Consider the following 17,346-nt stretch of genomic DNA (forward strand, 5'->3'; position numbering starts at 1 on the left):
TCTTTCCCGGTGCCCACGCTGACTGAACCGGCAAGAGCTGACAAACGCGAGTACGTCTGTTGGCGAGAGTTCACAACCGGCTCTCGCCGAGGCTGGTGTGCAGCTCCTCGGCGAGCACCTCATCGAGGCTGCGGGCCTCGCGCCCGAGGATCGCCGGGATCCCGGCACTGCCACAGGGCAGTCCGTAGCGGTCGTAGTAGTCGAACATCGCTGTCAGCCATGCGCGTTCACGGGCGTCAATGCCGGAATCGGCGCGGGCCTCCTGCGCCGCGGACCAGGCCGCTGGATTCGTCACCTCGATGCCCACCATCGCGCCGAGGACCTGTCCTGCGGCCCGAGCCACGTCCCCGACGCTGACGAGCTCCGGTCCGCCGAGCTCAAGGGTCGCGCCGAGGTGGTCCTCGGTCGTGAGCAGCCGCGCGGCCGCCTCACCGACATCGCGCAGACCGATGAGCCCGAAGGGAGTGTCGGCGCTGTAGGCGACACTGATGGCGGGTGGAGTCTCGCGCAGTCCGGGCAGGAGGTTCTCAATGTATGCGCAGGGTTGGACGATCGTGAAAGGCAGAGAGCTTCTGCGCACTCGGTCCTCGGCCTCGGCCTTCGCGAGGTGGTGCGGCATTGAGGGTGCGTAGGGAGCAGCTACCGAGTGATAGACGATGCGCTCGATACCTGCTCTGTGTGAGGAATCGAGGAGCATCTCGATTAGCCCGAGTTCGTCGCTGTGCAGGTTAGGGGCCATGAGGTAGGCGGCGTGACAGCCGCGCAGAGCGGCAGTGGGATCGGTCAGGTCCCTCCGCCCGAGAGGGACCGGCACATGGCCTGCGGCACTTACTGCGTCTGCGATCGCGCGCCCGGTCTTCCCGGTGCCGGAGACGATGGCAACTCTCTGTGCGTCGGGTGTTTTGGTCGAAGCGATCTGTGTCATGAGCGTGTTCCTTCCAAATGCAGTCCGAATCGGGCTGCGGTTTCCGGGGTGTCGACATCGGCTAGCCCGTCGTGGCCCGGCGGCAGCAGGTCCGCGCACTCGACGCTGGTGACGTCGCTGCTGCCCGAGTGACGCTTGAGCATGGTCCGCAGTCCCTTGTCCCCGGCCGCGACCGCGAGCGCTTCGGCGATGTGTTCGCGACCGAGGGCGACGGGGTGGCCGGGGACCGAGTTCCAGTGCGCGCGGGCGAGATTTGCGGGGGCAGTCGCATCGAGCAGGCGCCCGTATGCCTCAGCTGGGACGTCGGGCAGGTCGAGCAGTGAGATGACGACACCGGCGGCCCTGTTCGGCACCGCATTCAGCCCTGCGATCAAGGAGGTGCTCAGGCCCTGAAGGTGGTCCGAGTTTTCGACGATCCGTGCGCTGCGGGGCACCAGAAGGGACGCCTGCGCCGACATCGGGCCGAGCACGACGATGACGTCCGAGGCGAGTCCTCGTGCGGTTGCCGCCGTCAGCATCTTCTCGACCTGCGCGGTCAGCAGCGCTGTGCCGTCCGCGTACCGCAGCAGTGCCTTCGGCCCGCCCATCCGAGTACCGCTGCCGGCAGCCAGCAGAAGAAGACTCGGCGCCTGGTTTACCTGATCCATGTGCCTAGGGTGGCACCACTACCGCCGATGTGCCACTGCATATCTCACCAAAGACGGTCCCAGCCCATCGTCAGATCTCGTGGTATCGGAAGGGCGTCGCCGGGCATATTGCTTCCGGCTTAGCGGGCCGTGGCTCCATGGGCCTTCAGATGAGGTCTGGCCAGCAGACTGGCGAGCAAATAGGACGAGCTGCCTGAAGACTTAGATGACTAAAGTGCCGCCGCACCTCACGGCGTCCGGCGGCGCAGGGTGAGCGAACCGACGATGACGGCGCCGACGATCCAGCAGGCGATGAAGAGCACTCTCAGCCAGATATAGGCGGTGTCCTCGTCACCGGTCGACACCGCGTCCAGTGCATCGATCGCGTGCGAGAGCGGCAGCCAGTCGCCAATCACCTCGAGCACGTCGGGCAGCTGATCACGCGGGAGGAAGATCCCGCCGAGCAGGATCTGCGGGAACACGAAGACGGGCATGAACTGCACGACCTGGAACTCGGTACGTGCAAAAGCGCTGGCCAGCAGGCCCAAAGCCGTACCAAGCAGCGCATCGGCGATCGCCACGACGAATAGCAGCCAGACCGGCCCTTCGATCTCCAGACCGCACACCAGGGTCGCGTAGCCGACGGCCACGGCCGTCTGCACGACGGCAAGCAGTCCGAACGCCAAGGTGTAGCCGAGGATGAAGTCACCGCGCCCCAACGGCATCGACAGCAGCCTCTCGAGCGTTCCGCTGCGGCGTTCGCGCAGGGTCGCGATGCTGGTGACGAGGAACATGACGATGAACGGGAAGAGCGCAAGCATCGCCGGCCCGATATCGGCGAACACCTCGGTCTCATCGAAGATCCACGCCACCAGGCCGATCAGGAGGCTCGGGACGATGAGCAGCAGGGCGATCGTGCGCGGATCATTCCGGATCTGGACGAGGACGCGTCCCGTTGTCGCCAGAGTGCGCATCGGGTTCATCGCCGACCTCCCTTTTCCGCGCCGCGGACCCTGCCAACGCGTCCGCTTCGTGAAAGCAGGTGGGTCCCCGATCGCCGGCTCCGACCGGCAGATCCCCCTCCGGCCGTGTCCGCTTCGATGATGTCGAGGAATGCTTCCTCCGCCGAGGCGGCCCCGGTGGTGGCGAGCAGATCGTGCGGTGTCGTGTCGGCGATGATCGCGCCCTCCCGCATGAGCAGCAGTCGGTCACAGCGTGTGGCCTCATCCATGACGTGGCTCGAGACGAGCAACGTCGTCCCATCTTCGGCGAGGCTGCGGAAGAGGTCCCACAGATCATTGCGCAGCACTGGGTCGAGGCCCACGGTCGGTTCGTCGAGGACCAGCAGGTCCGGGGAGCCGAGCATCGCTGCGGCCAGTGACACCCGGTTGGCCTGACCGCCCGAAAGAGTTCTGGCCAGCTGATCGGCCTGTCCGGTCAGGTCCGTGCGCTCGAGAACTCGGTCGACATCGGTCTTCGGCGCTCCCTGCACCCGTGCGAAATAGCGCAGGTTCGCGCGCACGCTGAGGTCGTCATAGATACTCGCCGACTGGGTCATATAGCCGACTCGATGCCGCAGGTCCGCCGATCCGGCAGATCGGCCCAGCACTAGGACCCGCCCGCCTGCGACGATCTGGACCCCGACGATGGCCCGCATCAGCGTTGTCTTTCCGCTGCCGCTGGGCCCGAGCAGACCGACAATTGCACCTTTGGGCACGTCAAGATCCAAGGAGTCGATGACTGTCTTGCGACCCCTCCGGATCGTCAGTCCTCGTGCCTCCACCGACTTATTCATCATGTGCTGAATATGACATCCGGGAGTGTTCCGGTCAAGGGTTCTCCCGCAGAGATTTCATGACCGCCGTCCCACCTCTGGTGGGCGGCGACCCCTGTAGAGCCGTTCCGGCTCACTTCGCGTCACTGACCCCGTCGAGGTGACCCTGCACCGCGGGCGCTAAGCGTGCAGTGAGGTTGTCGACCGACATCGACACCAGAGGTTCGAGTTCGAGGACGTGGCGAAACATGAGTGCACCCGCCATCTGAGTGAGGACGAGCGTGGCTCGCAGATCCGCCTCGGTGCCGTCGACACCGCTGTCCTCAATCCTGCGAGCCACCGCTCCTTTGAGCTCACGCAGCAGAAACTGCCTGATCAGACGGCCGGCTGCCGAGTCGCTCACCGCAGAGCGCAGAACGGTCACTCCGATCGACTTCACGTTCGAGTGTTCCCAGGCGCTGAGCACCGTGTGGACGAGAGACTCACCGAGGCGGTCGTCCGATACGTCCAGAGCCGAGCGGACGATGTGGTCCGGTCGGACGGGAAGCTTGACCACCTCGGAGAAGAGACCGGCCTTGGACTCGAAGTAGTGATGGACGAGTGCGGAGTCGACCTGGGCACGACGGGCGATGCCGCGCAGAGAGGTCTTGTCGTATCCTTTTTCGGCGAACTCGGCCGAGGCGGCGGCCGTGATCGCAGCTCGCGCATCGCTGCTGCTCGCCTTACGCGGGCGCCCCCTCCGGCGGGGCCCCGGCTTCACATCCGCCATGCTCCCCAGAGTATCGTGAGGCCCAGTTGCAAAAGGTCTGCACAACGGTCCTCCGAACCGAGCAAAGGTCTGGGAAACGGGCCTCTGTTTGGTCAGAACCACCTCGGCGGGGGTCCTAGCGTGGATGTAGCAGCAGTCGTATGAAAGGTTTTTCGGTTCACATGTTCAGGCAGTCGTCGAAGTTGGCCAATGTCCTCTATGACATTCGAGGACCCGTCCTCGAAGAGGCCCAGGCGATGGAAGCCGCCGGGCACACGATCCTCAAGCTCAACATCGGCAACCCTGCCCCGTTCGGATTCGAAGCCCCCGAGGCGATCGTCCAGGACATCGCCGCGAACCTGCCCGTGACGCAGGGCTACTCCGACTCGCGGGGAATCCTGTCGGCCCGCCGTGCCGTCGTCCAGTACTACGAGACCCGCGGCATCCACAATCTCGGCACCGACGAAGTCTTCCTCGGCAACGGAGTCAGCGAGCTCATCACGCTCAGCCTGCAGGCGCTGTGCAACCCCGGCGACGAGATCCTCGTGCCCGGACCCGACTACCCTCTGTGGACCGCCTCGGTGGCGCTGTCCGGCGGCACCCCCGTCCACTACCGCTGTGCGGAAGAGGACGCCTGGCAGCCGGACCTGGACGACCTCGAGTCCCGGATCACCGAACGCACCCGCGGCATCGTCGTCATCAACCCGAACAACCCGACCGGGGCGGTGTACTCGAAGGAGACGCTGCAGAAGATCGCGGACATCGCCCGCCGCCACGGACTCATCGTCTTCTCCGACGAGATCTACGAGAAGATCACCTACAACGGCGTCGAGCTGGTCAACATGGCCACCCTCACCGGCGACGACGTTCTGTGCCTGACCTTCTCCGGACTGTCGAAGGCCTACCGGGTCGCCGGCTACCGTTCCGGCTGGCTGGCGATCACCGGACCGCTGGACGAAGCGCACAGCTACCTCGAGGGCATCAAGCTGCTCGCGAATATGCGCATGTGCTCGAACGTTCCGGCCCAGCACGCCATCCAAGCGGCCCTGGGCGGAAAGCAGTCGATCGACGACCTCATCCTGCCGACCGGCCGCCTCGGCGCGCAGATGCAGGTCGCCTACGAGGGGCTCAACTCGATCAACGGCGTCTCGGCCCACCGAGCCGACGGTGCGCTGTACATGTTCGCGAAACTCGATGTCGAGAAGTTCGGCATCACCGATGACGAGCAGTTCGCCCTCGACCTGCTGCGCGAACAGAAGATCCTCGTCTCCCACGGCACAGCCTTCAACTGGCCCAAGCCCGACCACTTCCGACTCGTCACCCTGCCCTCCGTCGAGGTGCTCACCGAGGCGATCGAACGCCTCGACACGTTCCTCTCCGGCTACCGGCAGGTCGCGTCGACGACGTGCGAGCTGCCCGTCGTGCGCGAACCCGAGCACGCAGGATCCGCCGCAGCCGGCTGACGGCCACGACCTCTCAGGCGAAGCACCCATCCGATGCCGGGTGCGGCGGAGGCACCGAGCCCCTGCGACACTGGTCTCATGACAGAGATCGATGATGAGTCGGGGACAGTGTCTGCCACCGCCGTGGCCGACATCGTCAGAGCTCTCTCCCGCGGGATAGATCTCAACCGGTCGGCCCTATCCGGCGGCCTCGAGGACCACCCCGATCTCATCGCCTCCTTCTCCGATCTGTCGGCGACTATGACCCGGTGGAAGCAGAAAGATCGCGAGCGTTCGGCCCTTCTGGAGAGCGCCTCGGAGCTCATCCGTGTGCGAGACACCGAGAAGCTGCTGCAGAAGCTCGTCGACCGTGCCCGAACACTCATCGGATGCGATATCGCCTACCTCTCCCAGTACTATCCGGAGACCGACGACCTGCGTGTTCAGGCAAGTCGCGGAGCGATCTCGGCGAATCTCAAAGAACTGCGAGTGCCTCCCGGCGTCGGACTGGCAGGACAGGTAGTGCGTGATCGCGCCGCACAGTGGACGTCGAACTACGATCTGACCCGACTGCCTCACGAAAGACGCGTCGACTCCGCGGTGAAGGCCGAGCGCATGGAGTCACTTCTCGGAGTGCCGATGGTCGTCGACGGCGAAGTCCTCGGCGCCCTCTTCGCGGCCAACCGCTATCCACATGACTTCACCACCGACGAGATCACCCTGCTGTCGGCTCTCGCGGACCACGCTTCCGTGGTGCTGAAGACGGCGCAGCTGATGGGAGACCTCGCAGAGGCGGCCCAAGCCTCCGCGGAAGCCGAGGAGACGGCAGCCGCGCAGGCCAGCACCCTCCAACGGCTCGTCGAGGTCGAGGAGCAACTGACGCAGCTCGTCCTGCAGGGACAAGGAGTCCCCGCAGTTCTCGACGCCATCTCCGAATTGCTCGAGGCCGACGTGATCGTCGTCGACAGCGGACGTCTCGGCTCTCCGCGCTTTTCCGCCGATGAGGCGTTCTTCGACGGCATCACGGTGGACGTTGCCGACGTCCGAACGGCACTGAGTCACAGTCGGGCGACAGGCCGAAGCGCGCAGGTCGCTGGTGCACAGCACATGTACGTCGCCTCGGTGGCCTCCCACCGCCGACAGCACAGCGCACTGTTCGTGCGTTTCAACGACGATCCGGAGGACGGCGACGCGAACATCGTCGCCCAGGCGGCGCAGACGCTAGCGCTCATCCGAATGAACGAACAAGCCCGGGCTGATGCCGAGAACCGAGTCCGTGGAGAACTCGCAGTCGACATCATTGCCGGCACTCGTGATCTCAGTGAGCTCGAGGCCCGTTCCCGAACCGGCAGCTTCAGCCTCTCCGGACCCTGGAGACTCATGACGATTCAGGGCGACATCGAAAACGATGACCGCATCGCCGCTCGCCTGGTCCGCGTCGAGCCGCGCATTCTCATGACGCAGCGATCCCCCGGGATCACGGTGCTCCTCCCCAGTGCCGTGATCCGCGACAGGCCCACCCTGGACACCCTGTTCGAAGAGTCGGGCGCCCTCGACAGTTCGCTGGTGATCATCTCCGACACCGATTACGACAGGAATCAGCTGCGCACTGCCGAGGACGAAATGTGGTCGTGCATCCGCATCCTCAATTCCCTCGGCATCAGCGAAGGAATCTTTCCCACGGAAGATTTCGCGCCTTACACCGCAATGTTCGGCACCGCGCCGGAGCAGACGGAGAGATTCATGCAACGGATGCTCGAGCCGCTGCGCCGATGGGACCGAATCCATTCAGCCGAGCTGATCTCGACGCTCCGGGAATATTTCGAGTCCGGGATGAACATCCGCAGAACCGCGACTCAGATGTCAGTGCATGTCAACACCGTCAAGCAACGGCTTGAGAGAGCCGATCTCGTGCTCGGTCAGGAGTGGAGGTCACCGGAGCGGGCGTTCCGCCTCCAGGTCGCGCTCCGCCTGGACAAGCTGAAGTCATCTTTCTAAGCTTCCATGTCTGGAACAGCCATAGCTAAGCGATATTCACATCCGAAAAAGACATGGCAGATTCCCGCGTGCATTGTTTGACTGATCTCTGCGGAGGAACTCCGACCGACAGGCGATGTCGGCCAATGACGACCTGACTGGAGATACACGATGGCAGTGAACAGCCGAATTGCCGACTTCCGAAATATGTCGGTCGATGATCGCAGGAAGGCCGTCGCAGCCTCGATTGGGCTCGACGCCGAACTGTTCAGCCAGCTCGATGCGGACGCTTTCGGTCCCGAAGACGCCGCCAACCTCAGCGAGAACATCTTCGGCGTGTTCTCGCTTCCGCTCGGCGCAGCCACCAACTTCACGATCAACGGCACCGACGTGCTCGTACCCATGGCAACCGAAGAGGCCTCGGTCATCGCCGCCGCCAGTAACGCGGCTCGAATGGCACGTCCGCACGGCGGTTTCTTCACAAGCTCGACCGAGCCCGTCATGCAGGCACAGATCCAACTCATCAACGTGGCGGACCCGCAGGCCGCGCGCACACGTGTTCTCGAACGCCAAGCAGAGATCATCGACCTGGCCAATGCGCAGGATCCCAAGCTCGTCGAGGTCGGCGGCGGGGTCAAGGGCATCGAGGTCCGCCTCGTCGAGGCACGGACGATGACGTATGTTCTCGTCCACCTCCTCGTCGATGTTCGAGACGCAATGGGGGCGAATGCGGTCAACACGATGGCTGAGGCGGTCTCCGGAACCGTGGCAGCGATCGCCGGAGGTGACGCGCTCCTGCGCATCCTCACCAACAAGGCGGACCATCGACTGTCTCGGGCACGGGCAGTCTTCGACAGGGATCTGCTCGGCGGAGACGAGGTCATCGACAACATCCTCCACGCATACGAACTCGCGGCAGCCGATCCCTATCGAGCGGCCACTCACAACAAGGGCATCATGAACGGCATCTCCGCGGTCGTCCTCGCCACCGGGAACGACACCCGCGCGGTCGAAGCCGGAGCGCACTCCCATGCGCTCGTAGACGGCCGCTACTCTTCCCTCTCGACGTTTGAGAGGAATGCCGACGGCGACCTGGTCGGCACCCTCGAGGTGCCCATGCCGGTCGGCCTTGTCGGGGGTGCCACCAAGGTCCATCCCGCCGCGCGCACAGCACTGCAGATCGCCGAAGTGGCGAGCGCACAGGATCTCGCCGAGATGATCGTCGCCGCCGGCTTGGCGCAGAACCTCGCGGCACTGCGAGTTCTCGCCACCGAGGGCGTGCAGCGCGGACACATGTCACTTCATGCGAAGAACCTCGCTGCCTCTGCCGGAGCGAACGCCGAGGAGACAGCGATCATCGTGGACCGCCTGATCAAGGAGAGGACCTTCCGGTTCGACAGGGTCCAGTCAATCCTCGACGAACTCCGCTCCGGTGTGTCGCGATGACGGCACAGCTTCCACAGCAGTTCGCCTCGTCGAACCTGCCGACCGAGGTCAGTATCTGCGAAGTCAGCGCTCGAGATGGTCTGCAGTCGCAAGCACGCACACTTTCTGTCTCAACACGGCTCGAACTGATCCGGCGGCTCTCCGGAGCCGGCCTGAAGACCATCGAAGCCGGAAGCTTCGTCTCTCCGCGAGCCGTTCCCCAGATGGCCGACACCCGATCGGTGCTTGCCGGGCTCGACCTGGACTCCGAATTCGCGTTCCCCGTCCTCGTCCCGAACCAGCGGGGTCTCGATGATGCCGTTGCGGCGGGAACGAAGGATGCTTCGGTCTTCATCAGCGTCACAGAATCGTTCGCGCAGGCCAACCTCGGCGGTTCCCTTCAGCACACCACCGATCGCAGCCTCGAGGTGGCACGCGCAGCGACTGCGGCGGGCCTGCGGGTGCGCGGCTATCTGTCGATGGTCTTCGGGGACCCCTGGGAAGGCGCGGTCGATCCTGATCGCGTCGCCACGGCTGCGAGTCGCCTCGTCGATGCCGGCTGCGTGACGATCTCGCTCGGCGATACTATCGGAACTGCGACTCCCGGACATGTGACCGCTGTTCTTGATAGCCTGGTCGGCGCCGGGATTCCGATCGATCAGATCGCCCTGCACACCCACAACACCTATGGCCAGGCGCTTGCGAATGTCTATTCCGCGCTTCAAGCAGGTGTCAGTCAGTTCGACGCATCGGCAGGAGGGATCGGTGGCTGCCCCTTCGCCCGCACAGCTTCCGGAAACCTGGCCACTGAGGATCTTCTCTGGATGCTCCAGGGGCTGGGCATCTCCACCGACGTCGACATCGAGGCTGTGGCGTCGATCAGTCAGTGGCTGGGCGAGCAGCTCGACATTCCGCTTCCATCCGCAACATCATCGGCCATCCTCGGCCGGTAGTTCCATCGTTCACGTTCCCGACAGCCGTCGGCCGACAGAAGGCAGGCAATGATGCCGCAATTGCTCGAGGTGTGGAATGACACCGTCGACCCCAGACATCTCATCGGCGGTATCGCCATAGCCGTCGGGACAGCAGTCCCGGCCTACCTCATCGCCGATCATCACTTCGCGGCCGGAGGCGATGAAGCACTGGGTCACTCCTATGCGCTTCTCGTCGGCATCGTCGGTTGCATCGTCGGCGCTGTGATCTCCGGGCTTCTGTTCAAACCCAAGAGAGTGATCACCACCTCGGCGGCCGACACCCGCAACCGGCAGGAGATCATCGACGAGGTCGTCGAGGAATACGGGGATCTCGGCGACCCCCGCGACCTCGGGCCGGGGGTTCAAGCAGAAGTCCGAGCCCTCGGTCTCTTCGACGCCCTCGTCGACAACCATGAGGCGCGCGTCCGCGAGAAGGGCGGGCACCAGTGACCGCGGAACTCATCGAACCAGTCCTGTGGGCCGTCGGGATGGCGCTTCTCTCCGGGGTGCTCTTCACCGGAATCGGACTGATCTCGGGCACGGACGAGACGGCGATCGTGGCACCGCTGGCGCTGCTTGTCATCCTCATCGGGGTGCCTCCTGCCGGGGTGCTCGCGTTCTTCCTTGCCGCGATCATTGCCAAACACATCTCCCACGCCGTGCCGACGACTCTCCTCGGAATCCCCGGTGACACCACAGCGGTGCCGATGCTGCGTGAGGCGCAGCTGCTGAGGTCGCTCGGAATCCCGCATATCGCGCTGCAGAAGGCGATCTCCGGTGGAGTCGTCTCAGTTGCCATTGCCATTCCGCTGTCGATCGTGTTCGCCCTCGTACTCACCCCTTTCGCCGAGGCGATCGGCGCTGCCGCTCCCTGGATCTTCATCGCCGCGGCCGTCCTAGTCGCCTATACCTCGAAGGGCAAGCTCGCTGCAGTTGCGGGGCTCGTCCCGTTCGTCCTGCTCATCGTCGGCTTGCAGGCCTTCATCATGGAGCAGAAGGAAGCGACCTTCACCACTTCGTTCTTCCTCGGCATCGCCACCGGGCCGCTCATCTTCGACCTGTTCGCTGCGCTCTCCCCCGCCGGACGCCGCTCGATGCAGCAGTCGGGCAAACGGGAATTCAATCTTGCTCCCGACGTCCGGCCCGCAGGGGGATCGAGGATGCCGAACCCCTTCAGGGTGCTGACCGGAAAGCAACTGGCATACACCAGCGGTTCAGCGGCGATCACCAGCGCGACCTTCGTCTTCTCCCCCGTGGCCATGGCTGTGCTCATGGGCGAGATCGTCGGAAGCCGGGTCAAGAACGGGTACGAACGACTCACCACCGTCATCACTGTCCGCAACGGAACCACAGAGTCGACCTATATCGCCGAGACTCTCATCCCGCTCATCGCGATCGGCCTGCCCCTGTCACCGATGGCAGCCGGTCCCGCGGGACCGCTGTTCAACGCTCCTCCTGTTTATACACTCGATGCCGAGGCAGGGACGACGAACAACCTCCACGACCTGCTCACGACCGGACAGTTCGCGCTCTTCTCCGTGATCGCGGCGGTCATCGCGGTCGCCATCGCCTACCCTTTCGTGATGACGAACGCTCACCGAGCGGCGACCTGGGTGATGCGATCGGTCTCCCACGAGGCGATCATTGCCGGCTTCGCCGCTCTCATCTGCGTCATCTGCCTCTACGAAGGCGGACTGCTCGCCCTGGGGGTGACGCTCACCGTCGGACTCGTCGGCGGGCTGTTCAACCGGATGATCGGCATGCACGCCGGCGTCCAGTTCATGGGCTACTACGTCGCCGTGCTCACCGTGCCCGCGATCCTCGCACTGTGAGACCGCGTCTCAACTGACTGTGAAACTGCGGCTCATCGCCACTGCCGGGTGACCGTGCGGACGTCGGCGACCACCTCGGCGATGGCGGAAATGTGCGCATCGAAGATCGGGTCATGACGAACACGCACCTGCGGACGTGCTGCCCGGGAGACGAGCAGAACGTCACGGCGGCAGTCGCTGAGCGGCATCGGGATGACGGTGATGTCCGGGTCGGTCGACAGCGATGATTCGGGGATCATCGCCACCGCGAGACCAGCGGAGATCATCCGGTTGATGGCCGCGTAGTCGTCCATCCGCATCCCCACGCGGGGTTCGAACCCGGCGGACAGACAGAAGGAGCGGACCACCTCGTCGATGGCGTCACCCGGGTCGATGCTGAACGCCCAGGTCTGGGAGACGAGCGCAGTGAGATCCGGACGCCCGTGGTCGTCCACGCTGATCTCACCGATCGACTTCGGCACGCACAGGAACAGCCGCTCCGAATACAGATGGGCGGCGGTCAGAGTCGCCGGGATCCACGTCCGGTCGAGATCGGTCGACACGAGCAGGGCGAGGTCGAGGTCCCCGGATTCGAGCCGGGAGACGAGCTTCGCGTGCTCGTCCATCGTCACGTCCAGGGCCGCGGTGAGCACGTCGGTCCGGTCGCCGGCGACCGCCTCGTCGCGGGTCTGCCACCTCGGGCGGGCCTGCAGCTGATCGTGGAGGCGCGGGATGACTCGAGCACCGACGGTGGGCACGGCCCCGATGCGCACCGGCACGGCCTGAGATTCCCGCCAGAGGGCCACCTCGGCGCCGAGGCGCTGGCACAGTCCGAGGATCTCCACGGCTCGGGTCACCACGAGGCTGCCCACGGTCGTCGGCTGTGATCCGCGCGGTGTGCGATCGAGCAAAGTCGCGCCGAGGGCCCGCTCGAGATTGCGCAGATGATGGTTGACCGTCGGCTGGCTCCACTGCAGCGCGGCGGCGGCCGCGGCGACGGATCCGGTCTCGGCGACGGCACGCAGAGCGGTGAGGCCGCGGGTGTCCAGAGGTTCCATTGATCTCCCCCTTTGAGTTCTATACTCACTATAGAGCAGGAGAGGAAAGTTGCTATTCTCCCGTACCTGTTCGCCTCTTTAATCTGGACGCATGACCGTGCACCAGGACTCCCCCATGCCCCCGGCCCCGCACTCCTCCTCGGGGTCGCCGATGCATCCTGCCCTCACGCAGTCACGCGCGCCCTATGCCGAAGCACTGGCGCACGCGGCCGACCGCAACTCGCTGTTCCTGTCCACCCCCGGACATGGAGGCACGACCGAGGGTATCTCCGCAGGTCAAGCCGAATTCTTCGGCGAGCACACCCTCTCCCTGGACATCCCCCCGCTCTTCGACGGAATCGACCTCGGCGTCGACACCCCGAAGGACGAAGCCCTGCAGCTGGCCGCCGAAGCCTGGGGCGCCCGCCGCACCTGGTTCCTCACCAACGGCTCCTCGCAGGGCAACCGCATGGCCGCCCTGGCCATCGGCACCCTCGGGTCCGGTGTCGTCGCCCAGCGCAGCGCGCATTCGAGCTTCATCGACGGCATCGTGCTGGCAGGCCTCAACCCCGGCTTCGTCTACCCCAACGTCGACGAGGTCAACGGCATCGCCCACGGCGTCACCCCCGACGCCCTGCGCCACGCCATCCGCAATCACCCCGAGCCCGTGACCGCCGTCTACCTCGTGACCCCGAGCTACTTCGGCGCCGTGGCCGACGTCGAAGCCCTCGCCGAGGCGGCGCACGAAGCAGGTGCGGCACTGATCATCGACGCCGCCTGGGGTGCCCACTTCGGCTTCCACCCTGACCTGCCGGCCTCCCCCGTCACCCAGGGCGCCGACATCGTCATCATGAGCACGCACAAGCTCGCGGGCTCGCTCACCCAGTCCGCACTGCTCCACCTCGGCGACACCGAATTCGCCGATCGCCTCGAACCGGCACTGGCCCGGGCATTCATGATGACCGCTTCGACGAGCGAGAACGCCCACCTCATGGCCTCGATCGACCTCGCCCGCCGCGCACTCATGACCTCGACCGAGGCGATCACGAACTCGCTGGAGAACATCCGCCACATCCGCGCGCAGATCGAGGCCACCGACCGCTACCACCTGCTGTCCGGCGAGTTCCTCGGCCATGCCGACGTCGTCGACATCGACCCGTTCCGCCTGCCCATCGACATCACCGCCACCGGACTCGACGGCCACACGGTGCGCAAACGCCTGGCCGAGGAGTTCGACATCTTCCCCGAGATGTCGACAGCGACCACCCTCGTCGCCCTCATCGGCATCGGAAAGTCCCCGGACATCGGCCGCCTCATCGACGCACTGGAGTCCCTGCGCCTCGAGACCGCGGACTCCGCCACGGCGACGAGCCCGGCAGCCGCCCTCCCGCCGCTGCCCACGGCCGGCCGGTTGGCGATGACCCCGCGTGAGGCGTATTTCGCCGATTCCGAACTCGTCACCGCCGCCGAGGCGGTCGGACGAGTGAGCGTGAGCTCGCTGGCCGCGTACCCGCCCGGGATCCCCAATGTCCTGCCCGGCGAGGAGATCACGGCCGACACCGTCGACTTCCTCCAGGCCGTGGCGGCGAGTCCGTCCGGCCACGTCCGCGGCGCCGTCGATCCCGGCCTCGAGACCTATCGCGTCGTCAGGAACTGATCTCCGCGCAATCACGGGCCGCACCGTGTCCGCCGGTCGCTGCCGACAACGCCACTGGACAAGTGCCACTGCGAATTAGACAGCATCCTTCTTGCGTATTTTCTGGACCACTGGACGAATTTCAACGAAGCTATCTGCCATCCGGCGCATTCATCGTGAACTGTGTCACAATTTTTGTTGACACTCCCTGAGTACCAAGCAAGGATGTTCTGCATTGTCGAAATCCGACAGCAACTGCCGCGCAGAGTTCGCACCATTCCGGCGACTCGGCCCTGCAACTTGCCTAGCAGCAGCTGAAACGAGGAACCACTGATGTCAGAAGGCCACGACAGACCCGCGCAGAAAGACAAGAAGCCGACCCGCAAGGAACGGCGTGCAATAAAGAAACAGAAGCGGTTCGAGGCCGATGACTGCATCGTCGTCGAAACCAAATCGATCCGCACCGCCATCGGTGGCACCACAGTCGGCAACTTCATGGAATGGTTCGACTTCGGCGTCTACGGCTACCTGGCCGTGACGATGACCTCCGTCTTCACCGAAGGCATGGACCGACAGATGGGTCTGCTCGTGACCCTCCTCGGCTTCGCCGTGTCCTTCCTCGTCCGCCCGCTCGGCGGCATGGTGCTCGGACCGCTGGGTGACAAGATCGGCCGCCAGAAGGTCCTGTTCTTCACGATGGCCACGATGGCCACCGCCACCGCCCTCATCGGCGTCCTGCCCACCGCGGCCCAGGTCGGCCTGTGGGTGATCGTCCCCCTCTACCTGCTCAAGATGATCCAGGGCTTCTCCACCGGCGGCGAGTACGCCGGTGCCACCACCTATGTCTCGGAGTTCGCTCCGGACAAGTCCCGCGGCTACTGGGCCTCGTGGCTCGATGTCGGCTCTTACCTGGGCTTCGCCGCCGGCGCCGGAACCGTGGCCCTCACGACCGTGATCACCACGTCCATCAACGGCGAGAACGCCATGCTCGACGGCGGCTGGAGGATCCCGTTCCTCATCGCCATCCCGCTCGGCGCCGTCGCCATCTGGTTCCGTCTGAAGATCCCGGAGACCCCGAGCTTCGAATCGAGCGAGGAAGCCGGCCGCGACGTCAAGGTCAAGGACGACAAGTACGCCCGCCACGGCCTCATCGGCGTCATCCGTCACTTCTGGAAAGAGATCCTCATCGGCATCGCCGTCGTCGCAGGCTCCCAGACGGTCGGATACGCGCTGACGAGCTTCATGCCCACCTACCTGGAGGAGACCGTCAAGGTCTCGAATGTCCAGGCGGCCGTGGCCACGATCCCGGTTCTCGTCATCATGTCGCTGTGCCTGCCGCTCATCGGCAAGCTCTCCGACAAGATGGGCCGCAAGTTCGTCTTCCTGGCAGCAGCCATCATGACGATCGTCCTCATCGTTCCCGCGTTCGCTGTCATGCAGATCGGTGAGATGTGGGCAGTGATGGTGGCTCTGTTCATGGTCGCCCTGCCAGCCGGCTTCTACATCGCCTGCCTGGCCTCGACGCTGCCGGCGCTGTTCCCGACCGCGTCGCGCTACGGTGCGATGGGTCTGACGTTCAACCTCGGCGTCTCTCTGTTCGGCGGCACCACGCCGCTGTTCGCCCAGGCGCTCATCGATGTCACCGGCAACTCGTACATGCCCGCGTTCTACATCATGTTCTTCTCGGTCGTCGCACTCGTCGCCGTGCTGCTCATGAAGGAATCGGCGCACCGACCGCTGCCGGGCTCGTTCCCGACGGTGAACACCCACGAGGAGGCCGAGGAGCTGGCTCGCACCCAGGCCGACAACCCGAATATGGACATCGAGTCCATGCCGATCGTCGACATCGACCCGGACAAGGCACCCGCCTGAACGAGGTGAGAACCTGATCGGCTGCGATGCCTGATCGAGTGCAACGACGCTGGGCCATCCCGTTTCGGGGCGGCCCAGCGTCGTTTCGTCGTTTCTCGGCTCGCACTACAGCCGATTGAGACAACCAGCCCACTCTGAGCTGAGCAGCCCATGTTCGAAACTGGGCTACTCAGCCGAAACTGGGCCGTTCTGACAGTGACGAATCAGCCTTCGCCGTCGGCCGTGGCCGGGACGCGTTTGAAGAAGTAGAGGTTCGACGTGACGAGGTCGGCCGCCTCGGCGGCGTTCCCGGACTCGATGAGGTCGACGATCCTCGGCAGCTCGCGAGCGGAATCGACCGCGATGGCCCCGATCTGATCCTGGCGTCGGTAGAGGCGCGACTGATCGCGCAGGCGCAGGCTGATCGCGGCGGCACGCCCGCCGAGGCCGTGCTCGAGCAGAGCCTCATGGAACCTGCGGTCCTGCGTATAGAACTCGGCGAATTCGCCGGCCTCGGCCGCGTCCACGGTCGCCTCGGCGAGTTCGCGCAGTCGGACGATCGCCTCGGATTTGGTCGCTGCCTCGCCGGTCTCGGTCACCGACCCGTCCGTCACCGCCTGCACGCCGTCAGCATTCAGGCCGCGACCGACGATGTCATCGCTGCCGGCCTCTGCCAGACTGCGGGCGGCGGGGACCGCGAGAAGAACGCGGATGGCGATGATCTCCTCGAGGTCCGCCTCGGTAATGGTGACCAGGCGGAAGCCGCGATTGGGCACGGCTTCGACGGTCCCCTCGGTCACGAGCGCCATCATCGCCTCGCGCACCGGGCTGAGTGAGATGCCGAGCTGCTTGGCCAGGCCCGCTGCCGAATAGATGCGATCCTCGGCGAGTTCACCTGAGGTGATGGCATCGCGGATGATGCCCAGTGCCTGCTCGCGCAGAGATTCGGCCTGCGGTCTCACTCGCTCCATCGCACACTCCTCATCGAATCGCGGTTGCCATGAATTCACAGTCGCGATCGGCTCGCCGACTATTGACAGCATAACCGCGAGATCGCACCATTGAACTAAGTAGTCGGTAATCGATTACCCACCCGGACTCCGCCACGGAGTCACACTCA

General features: G+C 64.9%; 15 protein-coding genes. 8 read left to right on the forward strand and 7 right to left on the reverse strand.

Features of this window, described 5'->3' with window-relative positions; genetic code table 11:
* Nucleotides 1–70 precede the first annotated feature (70 nt).
* The 5 genes from SB749_RS04345 to SB749_RS04365 all read right to left on the reverse strand — a co-directional run bounded on the left by SB749_RS04345 (nucleotide 71) and on the right by SB749_RS04365 (nucleotide 4,094).
* Entirely contained in the window at nucleotides 71–925 is an 855-nt protein-coding gene (locus SB749_RS04345) for an SDR family oxidoreductase (protein WP_265418599.1), read from the reverse strand.
* A complete protein-coding gene (locus SB749_RS04350) occupies nucleotides 922–1,572 on the reverse strand; it encodes an NTP transferase domain-containing protein (RefSeq protein WP_410709232.1) in 651 nt (216 codons plus the stop codon). Before SB749_RS04350 ends, SB749_RS04345 begins: the two co-directional genes overlap by 4 nt.
* Before the next feature lie 227 nt (nucleotides 1,573–1,799).
* Nucleotides 1,800–2,534 carry an ABC transporter permease gene (locus tag SB749_RS04355; RefSeq protein ID WP_062240557.1) on the reverse strand — a complete coding sequence of 245 codons (735 nt, stop codon included), beginning with the start codon at nucleotides 2,532–2,534 and terminating at the stop codon, nucleotides 1,800–1,802.
* Entirely contained in the window at nucleotides 2,531–3,349 is an 819-nt protein-coding gene (locus tag SB749_RS04360; RefSeq protein WP_410709233.1) for an ABC transporter ATP-binding protein, read from the reverse strand. Before SB749_RS04360 ends, SB749_RS04355 begins: the two co-directional genes overlap by 4 nt.
* Before the next feature lie 109 nt (nucleotides 3,350–3,458).
* On the reverse strand, nucleotides 3,459–4,094 hold the full coding sequence (locus tag SB749_RS04365) for a TetR family transcriptional regulator (RefSeq protein WP_410709235.1): 636 nt from the start codon (nucleotides 4,092–4,094) through the stop codon (nucleotides 3,459–3,461).
* A 161-nt stretch (nucleotides 4,095–4,255) separates the two neighbouring features.
* Here SB749_RS04365 and SB749_RS04370 point away from each other — a divergent pair, with 161 nt between their 5' ends.
* From SB749_RS04370 to SB749_RS04395, 6 genes are all read left to right on the forward strand, one after another.
* Nucleotides 4,256–5,536 carry a pyridoxal phosphate-dependent aminotransferase gene (locus SB749_RS04370; protein WP_410709236.1) on the forward strand — a complete coding sequence of 427 codons (1,281 nt, stop codon included), beginning with the start codon at nucleotides 4,256–4,258 and terminating at the stop codon, nucleotides 5,534–5,536.
* A 78-nt stretch (nucleotides 5,537–5,614) separates the two neighbouring features.
* The gene (locus SB749_RS04375; protein WP_410709237.1) at nucleotides 5,615–7,513 is read left to right on the forward strand and encodes a helix-turn-helix domain-containing protein; all 1,899 of its coding nucleotides are present in this window, start codon (nucleotides 5,615–5,617) and stop codon (nucleotides 7,511–7,513) included.
* Between the two features lie 150 nt (nucleotides 7,514–7,663).
* The gene (locus SB749_RS04380; RefSeq protein ID WP_410709239.1) at nucleotides 7,664–8,938 is read left to right on the forward strand and encodes a hydroxymethylglutaryl-CoA reductase, degradative; all 1,275 of its coding nucleotides are present in this window, start codon (nucleotides 7,664–7,666) and stop codon (nucleotides 8,936–8,938) included.
* Nucleotides 8,935–9,870, forward strand: coding sequence for a hydroxymethylglutaryl-CoA lyase (locus tag SB749_RS04385; RefSeq protein WP_410709240.1), 936 nt, complete (start codon nucleotides 8,935–8,937; stop codon nucleotides 9,868–9,870). Before SB749_RS04380 ends, SB749_RS04385 begins: the two co-directional genes overlap by 4 nt.
* 48 nt (nucleotides 9,871–9,918) lie before the next feature.
* Nucleotides 9,919–10,341, forward strand: coding sequence for a CTL/SLC44 family protein (locus tag SB749_RS04390; protein ID WP_139909399.1), 423 nt, complete (start codon nucleotides 9,919–9,921; stop codon nucleotides 10,339–10,341).
* Nucleotides 10,338–11,723: a tripartite tricarboxylate transporter permease gene (locus SB749_RS04395; RefSeq protein ID WP_410709242.1), complete on the forward strand. Its 1,386-nt coding sequence runs from the start codon at nucleotides 10,338–10,340 to the stop codon at nucleotides 11,721–11,723. The genes SB749_RS04390 and SB749_RS04395 overlap by 4 nt, the downstream gene beginning before the upstream one ends.
* Before the next feature lie 32 nt (nucleotides 11,724–11,755).
* On the opposite strand, the gene SB749_RS04400 is transcribed toward SB749_RS04395, so the two are convergent.
* Entirely contained in the window at nucleotides 11,756–12,760 is a 1,005-nt protein-coding gene (locus SB749_RS04400) for a LysR family transcriptional regulator (RefSeq protein WP_410709243.1), read from the reverse strand.
* Nucleotides 12,761–12,851: 91 nt separating this feature from the next.
* Here SB749_RS04400 and SB749_RS04405 point away from each other — a divergent pair, with 91 nt between their 5' ends.
* Both SB749_RS04405 and SB749_RS04410 read left to right on the forward strand, forming a co-directional pair.
* The gene (locus SB749_RS04405; protein WP_410709245.1) at nucleotides 12,852–14,396 is read left to right on the forward strand and encodes an aminotransferase class I/II-fold pyridoxal phosphate-dependent enzyme; all 1,545 of its coding nucleotides are present in this window, start codon (nucleotides 12,852–12,854) and stop codon (nucleotides 14,394–14,396) included.
* Nucleotides 14,397–14,708: 312 nt separating this feature from the next.
* Nucleotides 14,709–16,247: an MFS transporter gene (locus SB749_RS04410; RefSeq protein ID WP_410709246.1), complete on the forward strand. Its 1,539-nt coding sequence runs from the start codon at nucleotides 14,709–14,711 to the stop codon at nucleotides 16,245–16,247.
* A 203-nt stretch (nucleotides 16,248–16,450) separates the two neighbouring features.
* On the opposite strand, the gene SB749_RS04415 is transcribed toward SB749_RS04410, so the two are convergent.
* Entirely contained in the window at nucleotides 16,451–17,197 is a 747-nt protein-coding gene (locus SB749_RS04415; RefSeq protein WP_410709247.1) for a GntR family transcriptional regulator, read from the reverse strand.
* Between the last annotated feature and the right edge of the window lie 149 nt (nucleotides 17,198–17,346).

This window comes from Brevibacterium sp. SIMBA_078, from assembly GCF_046534565.1.
GTDB lineage: Bacteria > Actinomycetota > Actinomycetes > Actinomycetales > Brevibacteriaceae > Brevibacterium.